This is a genomic window from Pseudoalteromonas sp. NZS100 (assembly GCF_015864815.1).
In the GTDB taxonomy this organism is placed as follows: domain Bacteria; phylum Pseudomonadota; class Gammaproteobacteria; order Enterobacterales; family Alteromonadaceae; genus Pseudoalteromonas; species Pseudoalteromonas distincta.
In genome coordinates this window covers 71685-84613 of sequence record NZ_JADYWM010000009.1, presented here as the reverse complement: position 1 = coordinate 84613, position 12929 = coordinate 71685, and the positions used below count along the sequence as shown (strand labels likewise).

Sequence of the window (12929 nt, the reverse complement as noted above, 5' to 3'; positions counted from 1 at the left end):
ATTAAATTGCTCCTAGATAGAACGAATTTTAATCCGCAAAGGTCATCAGGCCCTAAAATAAGGTTAAAAAATTTGCATTGTTAAGGCGCTTTGTTTATTTTGAGCACTTATTTATTTTAAAGGTAATCCGCAAACCGAATGGATACTGAGATAGAACTGAAATTTTTGGTATCAGATGCCGTTATTCCACTGATCCCCTCGTTAATTACTCAATTTGCAAAAACGGTGAAGAATAAACCGTCTCGCAGCTTACAAAATGCATACTACGATACGCCAAGCAGAGAGCTTAGAGCGCTTGATATAGGCTTTAGAACGCGTTGTTCTGACAGCGAATGCGAGCAAACTATAAAGCTTGCTGGTGAAGTGGTAGGTGGTTTACACCAACGTCCAGAGTACAATTTACCAATTGAATCAAGCCGCCCTAATTTAATGGCGTTTGATGCTGATATTTGGCCTCATGGCATGCAAATAAGCGCCATCTCAAAAAACCTGTATCCAATATTTAGTACTAACTTTATTCGTCGTACTTGGTTAATTGAAACCGAAAGTGGCGCTAAAATTGAAGTTGTGCTCGATAAAGGTGAAATTGCGGCTTCGGGTAAAATTGAAATTATTAGCGAGCTAGAAATTGAGCTAGTTGAGGGCAGTCGTAATGAGCTGTTTGCATTTGCAGATATACTAGTTAGCCAAAACTGCATACGCTTAGGTTTGTATTCTAAGGCCGCGCGTGGTTATCGACTTGCTGATGAAAAACCTTTAATGCCAAGCAAATCTATTGGTTTTGTACAATTACCAAAGTCGACTACTCAAGAGCGTGCTTTAGTTGAAGCCATGAACTTTGGCATTCGCTTTGTACAAAAGCACGAGCAATGCTATTTCGATAAGCCAAGTTTAAAAACACTTAAACGCGTAACTGACGGCATCAGTTTAATCCGCCATACTTTTTGGCTATACGACGATATAGTATCTAAAGAAAGTACAGAGCACTTACGTACCGAACTTAAATGGTTATTAAGTGAGTTAGCGTGGGTAGAAAACGCGATTCAATTAAAAACGTACACGTCTAAACGCCATGCTTTTTATAAAAAAATTAATGCGGCGCCAGCACTTGCTCAAGTCATTGGCGACTTAAAAGAGTTACAGCCAAGCATTGACGATATAAATGCACTGTTTCACAGCGCACGTTATAATCGTTTATTACTATCGTTAACTACCTGGTTAATCGATAAGCAATGGCGTAAAGACTGGGGGCAAGCAGAGCTTCAAGCGGCTGAGCAAAATGTGTCGTCTATTGCCAATAGGCTTTTTAATAAAGACTGGAAAAACCTGCACGAGTTGCTTCCAAAGGAGCAAACACTCGATGTCGCTTCGTATTTAAACCTGCGCACTCAACTTGAAAATAGCCTACTGAGCGGTAACTGTTTAGGATCGTTATTTGATAAAGAAGAACGCCTAGAGTTTAGATTGCCTTGGCTTGATATTTCTCATGGTATTTATGAATTAAGTACGCTTGAGTATTTAAAGCAATTATGTGCAGGGCAAGAAGACGAACAGCTTGCTAAAATCCAGTCATGGCTTGAACAAAAGTCTGAATATTTGGTGAGTGCGATGGAGCAAAGTCGCCTTGCTTCACTTGACATAGAACCTTACTGGCAAAAATAAATGATGCGCTTTTGTAATAAAATTCAGTTACAAAAGTGTTTATTCGTTATTTTTTTATTAGTTAGTTTTAACACTTACGCTGAGCCCATATGGCATTTGTATAAAAACAAAAATGGCGTAAGTGTGTATTATCAAGGCCACAGTGATAATACCTTTGAAGTAAAAGCGCAGATGAGCGTGAAAGGCGTATCCACCAATGAATTTTTAGAATTACTTAGTGATACCGATGCTGCACCCCAATGGCTCGAAAATATATCTCAGGTAAAGGTTATTAAGCACATAAGCCCATCAGAAAATTTAGTGTACAGTTATTTTAATTCTCCTTGGCCTGTTAGAGATAGAGATAGCATTACTTATTCTTGTTATTCACAGTTAACTGCAAATAAAAGCCAATTGCTTATTAATGCTCGCCCTAATAAGCAGCCCAGAAATAATGGCGTTATAAGAATTACTACTTTAAATGCACGCTGGCTACTGAGTGAGGACAAAGGCCGCCTTGATATTGAGTACCAAGTATATGCTTTGCCTGATGGGGCAATACCTACTTGGCTAAGCAATAAGGTCGGATTGAAAAGTACTTACACCACATTTATGAACTTGCATCATATGCTCACAGATAAAAAATACACTCCAAAACTACCTGTAATCAAAGCAGGTCAATGCTAAATATCGAATATATAATAATTTAATGGTGTGTTGAGTAGTCTTTAACTACGCTTAAGCAATAATGACACGCTATTATTTGGAGAATTGATGAAGTATTTAGTGGCTATATTATCTTTGATACACAGCTCATTCTTATTAGCTCAAGAATATACCTTTGGTGTAGTGCCGCAATACGAGCCGCAAAAGCTAAATACTATTTGGCAACCTTTGTTAAAGCAAGTAAGTAAGCAAACAGGAGTAACAATAAAGCTAATTACAGTTGAGTCTATTCCTGTATTTGAAAAAGCCTTTGCTAATGGCGAGTACGACTTTGCATACATGAACCCATGGCATAGTGTTGTCGCATACGAAAAACAGGGATATTTACCACTAATAAAAGATGCAGGGCGAAAGCTGCAAGGTATTTTGCTCGTAAACAAAGACAGTGATATTGATAATTTAAGCCAACTAGAGGGCGCCGAAATAGCATTCCCTGCACCTAACGCATTAGGTGCGTCATTATTAATGAGAGCTGATTTAGCATTGTTATACGGGCTAACAATAAAGCCTGTATATGTCCAAACTCATCCATCGGTATATTTAAATGTTGCACTGCACTCAACAATGGCGGGCGGTGGTGTAATGGGCACATTTAAACAACAACCAGAAAGCTTACAAAATAAACTCAAAATTCTTTATAAAACGCGTGAAATTAGTCGCCACCCAATTGTAGCCCATCCAAGGGTTGATGCTGCAATACAGTTAAAAGTGCAACAAGCTATTTTAGATATAGGGCAAAGCCCAGAGCATAAACATCTGCTTGCAGGTATCCCAATTATTAAACCTAATATTGCAACTTTAGCTGAGTATCAGCAGTTAACTCAGTGGGGCTTACGTTCTTTTTATGTTGAAAATTAGAGGGTTTCGTAGCCTAAGAGCACAAAGCTTTATTGTGGTATTGCTTTGTGGCTTGCTTATGGCCTGTCTTTTTATGTTTTACGCCTTACCGGAACAAGCGCGCTGGGTAAACGATGGCCTTTCAAAGGCTGCTCAGCGTTCTTTAGCGCAGTTATCGACTTCTATAACGACTCCGTTGTTAACTAGGCAATATGCAGAGCTATATGAAGAGATAGACAGTCAACTTCAAACTCGCCCAAATTGGAAAAGTATTAAAATTGTTGATGTTGATTCAAAAAACCAATTGTATCCGCTTGAGAATTGGGTTGGAGCAAATGAAAACGGCGACATGCTGTTATCTCAACAGGTGATATTTTTAGACAAACCGCTGGCTAATATTAGCTTGGTTGTTAATTTTACTAATGAAATTAACGAATCTTCAAAACTTCATTACACCTTAATATATATACAATTTATTATTTTAGTTATCGTTTTTATAGGTTTGGCTTGGCTGGTGGATTACAGGGTTACATCGCCTTTGAGGACGCTAAAACTTGGGTTTTCACGTTTAGCCAAAGGCGACTTTGATTGCCATATAGATAAACAACAACAAAATGAAGTGGGCAGTGTAATAAATGCATTTAATAATATGGTTGATGAGGTTGCGAATAACCATCAAAAATTAAATGCATTACGAATTCAAGCTGAGTCTGCAAGTAAAGCAAAGTCAGATTTTATGGCCAGTATGAGCCACGAATTAAGAACTCCATTAAATGCAATTTTAGGCTTAGCCCAGCTGTATGGATATGATGAGAGTGCTAATAAAGTACAAAAAGAAAACGCGAAAAGCATTTATCAAGCTGGAGAGCATTTACTATTACTCATAGACGATGTGCTTGATTTAACGGCTATTGAGTCGGGTAATATGCAGTTTAGTTTTTCTTATGTGCCTATTAAAAGCATATTAGAAGAGTCAGTAGAGCTTGTCACTGAGCTTATTAAAGGGCAATCAATAACACTGCAAACTCACGGTTTTGAGTCCTTAGAAGGGTTGAGTATTTATATTGATCAGCGCCGCTTTAAACAAGTGATGCTTAACTTGCTTTCAAATGCGATTAAATACAACAAACCAAATGGCAGCATTAATATTAATTGTCGGGTGTTAAGTAATAAACAATGCGAAATAGATGTAATAGATACAGGATGTGGATTTTCTCCAGATGACATTTCTCGCCTATTTAAACCTTTTGACCGCTTAGGCGCTGAAACCAGTAAAGTAAATGGAACAGGTATTGGTTTAGTGATAACTAAGCAGCTGGTAGAGCGTATGCAAGGGGCTTTGAGCGCACAAAGCGAGCAGCACAAAGGTTCTTGTTTTACGCTAAACTTTAACAGTTTTGATCAAACTGACTTGCCAGCACAAGTGCAAGCCCCTCAAATAACACAGCAAAGCTTAAATGCGGTAACGCTTCCTACGCTTGAGGTTTTAGTGGCAGAAGATCAAGTTACAAATCAGCAAGTATTAAAACAGCAATTAACTATGCTTGGAGTGTGCTCTACTTTTGTAAGTAACGGTGAGCAAGCTTGGGAGGCCATACAAAATAAGCGCTTTGATATTTTACTAACCGACATTCAAATGCCCTTACTCGATGGGTTAGGGTTAGCCAAAAAAATACGCGAAAACACTCATTTTGATGAACTGATTATAATTGCAATTACGGCCAACATTACCAAAAACAACATAGATAATTGTTATGCTTGTGGAATGAATGGCTTTTTAACAAAGCCTATTGAGCTTGTTAAATTAAAGTCGTTATTGATGGAGCATTCTCAAACTATGGTCAATACACGTTCAGAAAAATCAGATGGTGAAAATATAGCTTCAGATAGTTTTGATCAATTAGATATTACGCTACTAAAAGCAATGCTTGGTGATGATCCTAGCGTACATTGCATGGTATTTAATGCGTTTTTACAAACAGCAGGGGAGCAAATTAAATTAGCTAACGCGTATGCTAAGAGTAAAAACTATGTTGATTTAGCTTTTCAGGCTCATGCATTAAAGTCGTCTTCAAAGTCTGTGGGGGCTATTGAGTTGGCAAATATATGCCAGCAGATAGAAACGCAGGCAGAAAACGAAACAGTCAAAAATGAATATATACAGCAGCTGGAAGAGCGCTTTAACGCTGTAGTCACACAACTTAAAAGCTATTGTTTACGATATGAAAAACGCACATAAAAAATGGCTCTTAAAGAGCCATTTTTTGTTTTAGGTATTTTAGTATTTAGCCGCTTGCCCTTTTTTGGGTAAAGCGTGCTGTATAAAGTCACGTAAATCGTTATTAGAGCTTTCTAAATCAGCGTGGCGAAGGTACATCATGTGTCCGCTTCTGTAGCCTTTAAAGCTCAAACGGTCTTTCATTTTACCGCTTGGGTCTAATTGCCATAACGTATATTTAGCGTCAAAGTAATTGGTTGCGCCATCAAAGAATCCTGATTGGATCATCACGTTTAAGTAAGGGTTTTGTGCCATTGCTAAACGTAGGTTTTCGCCTGTATTATTAGCGGTTCTATCCCATGGATGGACATTACCAAATAAGTTATATTTTACATCAGTTTTATAGTTTAACTCTTCACGTAAGTAGTGATTAATTGCAGGAGTGAAAGAGTGTAACCAAGAGGTAAGTTCAGCCCAGTAGTCTGGGGATTCACCTGCGTCGCGTTTATCTATTCCTAAATAACGAGAATCTAAGCGACCCACAGTTTGACCACGTTCACGTAGTAGCTCTTTCCAGAAAAACTGAGTTGGAATATCTAAGTTATTTTGTTCAACAAATTTTTCTGATAAGCCAGCGTAGTGCGCCATTTTTGTAATTATGCGTCGCTTTTCATCAGCATTAATAAAGCCACCTTTAGCAAGCGCTGGGATTAACTCATTTACAGTAAACTCTTCAACTTCAGGTAATAATTCATCTAGATCTTTAGCTTGTAAATCGGCGTTAAGTGCTTTGTGATACCAAGCAGTCGCTGCAAAGTAAGGTAGGCGGTTAGCGGCTTTAATCGGACCGTCGCGCTTAATACCAATATCGGTAGGTGATACGAGAACAACACCGTTTATGTACATCCACTGACTGTTTTGAAGCTCATGAGCGAGTCCAGATACACGTGTTGTACCGTAGCTTTCACCAATTAAAAATTTAGGCGAGCGCCAGCGCTCAGCCCTATTTACAAAAGTATTTAACCATTCAGCAAGATATTTAATATCGGCATTAACACCAAAAAATAGCTCTTTTTGTTTTGCCTTAGAAGGAAGTTCGCCTTTTTCGTTTTCAAGTACGCGAGAATAGCCAGTATTTACCGGGTTTACGTAAACAATATCGGCAATATCAAGTACAGAATATGGATTGTCTTTTACGCCATAAGGTTGAATTGGATAGCCTTCGTCATCAATTTTTAATACGCGAGGGCCAGTATAAGCAAGGTGCATCCATACAGAAGCCGAACCTGGCCCGCCATTAAATGAAATAAGTAATGGGCGAGTTGTTCTGTCGTCAACTTTGTCACGTGTGTAGTAGGTGTATTGTAGTGTAGCAACCGCGTCGTCTTTATCATCCCATACAGGTTGTGTGCCAGTAGCGACAGTATAACTAAAACGCTGGCCATTAATTTTAGCCTTATGTTGGGTAACTACTTTGCTGTCTACATCAATACGACGTTGGTTATCGGCAAGCGTGCTTGTACTAATTATTAATGCAATAACGGTTATCGGTAAACTGATAATACGACTAAGCTTCATTAGGTGTCCTTATTATTGTTGATACATCATTAAAGATAAAAATGAGTTAAATAACAAAAGTATTGAGACTAGTGGCCGATAATACTGGTTAAGTAAGGTATTAATACATTGAAAGACGCGTATTAATCGCTTTTATAGTTATTTTGGATTTACTTTCTTTATTTAGTTAATGACGGAATTCAGGTATATTGCGGCCTACTTGTATTGATTTTTTATACAGGCTATCACCAAAAAAATCTAACGGATTACGCTTTCAAGCACAATAAGTGCACTCTACACCGGATGTTTATAACTAATGCTATTGCAGTAATAGCGTTGTATTTGTCGTTTTGTGGTAAAACTAATTAAAGGTAAAGAGAAGCTTTATGCAAAGAGTATTAGTGGTTGAAGACAGTAAAGTAGTGCAGCAGGTACTTCGCCACTTAACTGCACAATACCTTGATGTGGCAATCGATTTTGCTTGGTCTTTAGCTGAATGTGCCACTTACGTAGAAAAATACGACTACACGCTTGCGTTAGTTGATTTAACCTTGCCAGATGCTCCTCACGGTGAAGTCGCAAAATATACTTTATCTAAAAAGATTCCTACGGTTGTTTTAACCTCAAAAATAGATGAGTACAAGCGCCAACAAATGCTTGAATTAGGTGTAGTTGATTATGTTATTAAAGATAATCGCGACTCTTACCATTACGCCGTTAAACTCGTTGCGCAATTGCTAAGAAACCAAGGTTGTAAAGCATTAGTAGCAGATGATTCATTACTGAGCCGCTCGTTAATGAAGCAAATGCTTGAAAAGCAATTGTTTGATGTGACAGATGCCCACGATGGGCAACAAGCACTCGAAATATTAAAAGCTAATCCTGATATAAAGCTACTTATGACCGACTACGCTATGCCTTCTATGGATGGCTTTGAACTTGTAAAAGCGGTACGTAACTTTAGAGGCAGAGACGACTTAGCAATTATTGGCTTGTCGGGCGCGGGGAAACATGGGCTATCAGCGCGATTTATTAAATATGGCGCCAATGATTTTTTAACAAAGCCATTTATGAATGAGGAGTTTCATTGTCGAGTACTTCAAACAATGGAGCAACTATCGTTAATTTCAGATATTAAAGAAAGCGCGCATAGGGATCATTTAACAGGGCTTCATAATCGACGCTATTTTTATCAATATGCAGAAAAGCTCCTTAAAAGTAAAAACCAGAAAAATACTCTCGCATTGTTAGATATCGATTTTTTCAAAAATATTAACGATACATTAGGCCATGAGGGTGGCGATCAGGCTTTAAAGCAGGTTGGTTCATTAATCCGTACTACGTTTTCAAAGTTTACAGTTGCACGGGTTGGTGGAGAAGAGTTTGCCATAATATTACCTGAGATAGAGCTTGAACGTGGTCGTGAATACTTTGAAGCATTTAGAAAAAAGCTGGCTAGTTACGATTTTTCTATCAGCGATAAATCAATTAAAATTACTACAAGTATAGGTTTGGCAGACTTTCAAGATACTAGCTTAACGCAGGCAATGCGTGTTGCTGACAAAGCATTATACGAAGCTAAAAACCAAGGTAGAAACTGCGTGGTATAGCCCTGTTATATAAAGCTAAGCATGCAATTAATATATTGCACGCACCAATGTAGATAACTTGTTAAATTAACGCACCTAATTGGTGCGTTTTTTTTGTTATTTAGTTTCTGTTTTTCACTAACTTATTGTTTTAAAAAATATAAAAATAGTGGCACAAAGGTTGGATTGTTTAACCCAACAGGATAACAATAAAGAGTCCGAGGGGGCCGCTATGAAAATGATTAGTGCAATCATAAAACCATTTAAATTAGACGACGTGCGTGAAGCACTCGCTGATTTAGGAATTGAGGGGATGACAGTAGTTGATGTTAAAGGTTTTGGACGTCAACGAGGTCATACTGAGTTATATCGTGGTGCAGAATACCAAGTAGATTTTATTCCTAAGATCAAACTTGAAATTGCAACTCGTACTGAAAATTGTCAACGCGTTGTTGAAGCAATTACTAAAATTGCATCAACAGGTAAAATCGGTGACGGGAAAATTTTCGTGTACGACTTAGATCAAATTGTCCGTATCCGTACTGGCGAACTTGACGAAGAAGCAATTTAAGGGGGTCTCATGGAAAATACAATAATAGAACTAAAGTTTTCACTAGATACCTTCTATTTTTTAATATCAGGTATATTAGTAATGTGGATGGCAGCAGGTTTTGCCATGTTAGAAGCGGGCTTAGTTCGCTCTAAAAACACAGCTGAAATTTTAACTAAAAATGTCGCGCTGTATTCAATTGCATGTACGATGTTTTTATTAGTTGGCTACAACATTATGTATGTAGACAATGCCGAAGGTGGTTTTATTCCTTCAATAGGCGCTTTAATTGGCACACAAGCTGCTGATGCTGACCATTCTTTAGAATCTGACTTTTTCTTCCAAGTAGTATTTGTTGCAACGGCTATGTCGATTGTATCGGGTGCAGTTGCTGAGCGTATGAAGCTATGGGCTTTCCTTGGCTTTGCTGTAGTACTAACTGGTTTTATTTACCCTATTGAAGGTTACTGGACATGGGGTGGTGGTTTCTTATCTGAAATGGGCTTTGTAGATTTTGCAGGTTCTGCAATTGTACATGGCGCAGGTGCAGCTGCTGCACTAGCTGGTGTATTAATCCTAGGTGCTCGTAAAGGCAAATATGGTAAAAACGGTGAAATATACCCAATTCCAGGTTCAAACTTACCACTTGCTACACTAGGTACATTTATTTTATGGATGGGTTGGTTTGGCTTTAACGGTGGTTCTCAATTACTACTTTCGGATAAAGAAAACGCAACTGCGGTAGGTCAAATATTACTTAATACTAATGCAGCTGCTGCAATGGGTGCTATTGCTGCACTGTTTGTATGTAAGATACTTTGGGGCAAATCAGATTTAACCATGGTATTAAACGGTGCATTAGCAGGTTTAGTTGTAATTACTGCTGACCCACTTTCACCTTCACCATTAATGGCATGTTTACTAGGTTTACTTGGTGGCTCATTAGTTGTGTTTAGCATTATAGCACTTGATAAAGTTAAGATTGACGATCCAGTAGGTGCTATCTCTGTACACGGTGTGTGTGGTGCATTAGGTATTATGTTAGTACCGCTAACCAATGGTGATGCAAGCTTTGTTAATCAGTTAATTGGTTTAGTGTGTATTCTTGCCTTTGTATTTGTAGCATCATTTATTGTTTGGACAGTGCTTAACAAAACAATGGGTATACGAGTAACTGAAGAGGAAGAACTAAACGGTATGGATCAACACGATTGTGGTATTGAAGCCTACCCAGAGTTTGTTTCTGTTCGAAATAGCTAATAGTTTATTTAAATAATAGTGTGTTTACACAAAGCCCTACTTCGGTAGGGCTTTTTTTGTTTCAGGGGGGGTTAACTTTTCGGATGTTAGGATATGCCCAATATGCTAAGCTCACACTCGTGAATAACCCTTGGAATAAATTACACTTAAATGGCCGACAATAAAAAAACACCTACCAGCAAACCTGCAGCTAAACGTGCTAGTAAATCGTCAAGCACGACAAAAAAAAGCACATCAAAGGGCAGTAAAAAAACAGTGAAGCCCACTGTTAAACGCTCTTTTATGAGAAAAACATGGTCAGTGTTTTGGAAATTCAGCTTGGCTGTTTTTATTGCAATGGCAATGTATTTCATTTATCTAGATTCAAAAACAACACGTATATTTGAAGGTAATAAATGGCAACTTCCAGCGCAAGTGTATGCTCGTTCTATGGAGTTTTATCCGGGGCAATTTTTATCAAGCCAAGAAGTTGTGTTTGAATTAGAGCGTTTACATTATTCATCTGTTAATAGATTAAGCAGAACAGGGCAGTTTGTTAAAACAGCAGATAGCATCAAGATTTATCGCCGTGATTTTGAATTTTATGATGGCCTTGAAGAATCACATATTATTGAACTTCGTTTTGCAGGGCAAAAAGTTGCGACCATTAAAGATAAGTTCGGCAGGCGTTTAAACTCTGCTCGCCTAGAACCTGTGCAAATAGCGCGAATTGGCAACGACTCTAAACAAGATAGAGAATTTGTACCGCTAGATAAGTTCCCAGCCATGCTTAAAGATACGCTACTGGTGGTTGAAGACCGTGATTTTTATGAGCACCATGGTGTGTCGGTGTTTTCTATTTTACGTGCGCTTTATTCAAATATTAAAGCGGGACGCACCGTTCAAGGTGGCAGTACGCTTACTCAGCAATTAGCTAAAAATATTTACCTCACGCGTGAGCGTTCTTTAGTAAGAAAAATAAATGAGGCCTTTATTGCCCTTATTTTAGATTATCGCTATTCAAAAGATCAGATATTAGAAGCTTACTTAAATGAGGTATACCTAGGGCAATCATACAACCAAGGCATCCATGGTATGGGGCTTGCCTCTGACTTTTACTTTTCAAAGCCGGTAGACGAGCTTGAGTACGATCAAATTGCTCTGCTGGTGGCAATGGTTAAAGGCCCATCTTATTACAACCCACGTCGTTATAAAGAGCGCACAATGGAGCGCAGGGACTTAGTGCTGCGTCTAATGGTCGAAAATAAGTTACTTAGCACAAAAGAGTACCGTGCATCGCTTAATCGCCCAATTGATATTGCGCCAATGAAAGCCAGTTTACAAAAATCATACCCAGGCTATTTAGAGCTAGTAAACAGAGAATTAAATGAATTATTACCAGATCAGCAAACACTTGATGCAGGTGTAAGAGTATTTACTTATTTTGATTTGCAAAAGCAAACAGCAATGGAAGAGTCTATTGAAAAGAGTTTACCGTACTTGGAAAATCGCCCTAGAACTGAAAAACTAGAAGCAGCCATGATCTCTGTTAATGTAGAAAAAGGCGGTGTTTCTGCACTTATTGCTGGTCGCGATGTTCGCTATTCAGGATTTAACCGTGTTTTAGACACAAAACGTAATATAGGCTCGCTTGTAAAACCTGCCGTGTATTTAACCGCACTGCAATTGCCACATTATAATTTAGCTACTTTGCTTGATGACTCGCCAGTACAGGTCACAAATGAGCAAGGTAAAGTATGGCAACCAGAAAATTTTGACCACCAATACCGTGGTGCAATTGCGCTTTATAAAGCATTTAGTAACAGTATAAATATCCCAGCGGTTAATTTAGGCCTAGATGTAGGTGTTGATAAAGTAGTAAATACATTAAAAGGTTTAGGTGCAACAGGGGCGATAGACGAATACCCATCGCTGCTTTTAGGAGCTGTTGAAATGTCGAGTTTTGAAGTGGCTCAGCTTTATACAACAATTGCCGCAGATGGCGAATATAAAAAGCTCACTGCAATTTCGGCATTAACTGACTCGGTTGGTAAAGTACTTTATAAGCATAAAGTAAATGCAGAGCCTCGTTTTGATAAATCTGCAATGTATATGACCAAATACGCGATGAAACGCGTAACGAAAGATGGCACTGCTAAACGCTTAAATTTACACTTTCCGTCAATCCAGCTCGCTGGTAAAACAGGGACCAGTAACGATTTACGTGATAGTTGGTTTGCAGGCTTTGATCAAAATACAGTGACTGTTGCGTGGCTTGGTCGAGATGACAACAAAAGCACTGGCTTAACAGGCAGCGTAGGCGCATTAGAAGCGTATATTCGTTACTTAAAGCCGCTTAACCCACAAGCAATAGCAGATACTCGTCCACCATCAATTCGCTGGGCATTTGTAAATGAGCAAACGGGTAAGCAGGCACCACCAGGATGTGGCAAGGTGATTCAGCTACCGCTTAGAGCGAGTGAGTTCGAGCCAAGACCACAATGTATTCGTTAATTTAAGATTACTTTAAACAACAAAGCCGCTTATTTAGCGGCTTTGTTGTAAGTTGTAG

The 12929-nt window shown here is 38.5% G+C and carries 9 protein-coding genes; 8 read left to right on the top strand and 1 reads right to left on the bottom strand.

Annotated features, from left to right (window positions below):
• Nucleotides 1-138: 138 nt before the first annotated feature.
• From I6E69_RS11245 to I6E69_RS11230, 4 genes are all read left to right on the top strand, one after another.
• On the top strand, nucleotides 139-1662 hold the full coding sequence (locus I6E69_RS11245) for a CYTH and CHAD domain-containing protein (RefSeq protein ID WP_024596277.1): 1524 nt from the start codon (nucleotides 139-141) through the stop codon (nucleotides 1660-1662).
• Complete coding sequence (locus I6E69_RS11240) at nucleotides 1663-2328, top strand: START domain-containing protein (RefSeq protein WP_197121275.1); 666 nt, start codon at nucleotides 1663-1665, stop codon at nucleotides 2326-2328.
• A gap of 87 nt (nucleotides 2329-2415) precedes the next feature.
• On the top strand, nucleotides 2416-3225 hold the full coding sequence (locus tag I6E69_RS11235; RefSeq protein ID WP_002958925.1) for a phosphate/phosphite/phosphonate ABC transporter substrate-binding protein: 810 nt from the start codon (nucleotides 2416-2418) through the stop codon (nucleotides 3223-3225).
• The gene (locus I6E69_RS11230; RefSeq protein WP_197121274.1) at nucleotides 3212-5443 is read left to right on the top strand and encodes an ATP-binding protein; all 2232 of its coding nucleotides are present in this window, start codon (nucleotides 3212-3214) and stop codon (nucleotides 5441-5443) included. Before I6E69_RS11235 ends, I6E69_RS11230 begins: the two co-directional genes overlap by 14 nt.
• Before the next feature lie 39 nt (nucleotides 5444-5482).
• Here the strand turns inward: I6E69_RS11230 and I6E69_RS11225 are convergent, their stop codons facing one another.
• Nucleotides 5483-7000: a S10 family peptidase gene (locus I6E69_RS11225; protein WP_197121273.1), complete on the bottom strand. Its 1518-nt coding sequence runs from the start codon at nucleotides 6998-7000 to the stop codon at nucleotides 5483-5485.
• Between the two features lie 365 nt (nucleotides 7001-7365).
• On the opposite strand from I6E69_RS11225, the gene I6E69_RS11220 reads away from it, so the two are divergent.
• From I6E69_RS11220 to mrcB, 4 genes are all read left to right on the top strand, one after another.
• The gene (locus tag I6E69_RS11220; RefSeq protein WP_002958922.1) at nucleotides 7366-8589 is read left to right on the top strand and encodes a diguanylate cyclase; all 1224 of its coding nucleotides are present in this window, start codon (nucleotides 7366-7368) and stop codon (nucleotides 8587-8589) included.
• Nucleotides 8590-8800: 211 nt separating this feature from the next.
• Nucleotides 8801-9139 carry a P-II family nitrogen regulator gene (locus I6E69_RS11215; protein WP_004587162.1) on the top strand — a complete coding sequence of 113 codons (339 nt, stop codon included), beginning with the start codon at nucleotides 8801-8803 and terminating at the stop codon, nucleotides 9137-9139.
• Nucleotides 9140-9148: 9 nt separating this feature from the next.
• The gene (locus tag I6E69_RS11210; protein WP_024596272.1) at nucleotides 9149-10378 is read left to right on the top strand and encodes an ammonium transporter; all 1230 of its coding nucleotides are present in this window, start codon (nucleotides 9149-9151) and stop codon (nucleotides 10376-10378) included.
• A gap of 150 nt (nucleotides 10379-10528) precedes the next feature.
• Complete coding sequence (gene mrcB, locus I6E69_RS11205; protein ID WP_197121272.1) at nucleotides 10529-12871, top strand: penicillin-binding protein 1B; 2343 nt, start codon at nucleotides 10529-10531, stop codon at nucleotides 12869-12871.
• Nucleotides 12872-12929 lie beyond the last annotated feature (58 nt).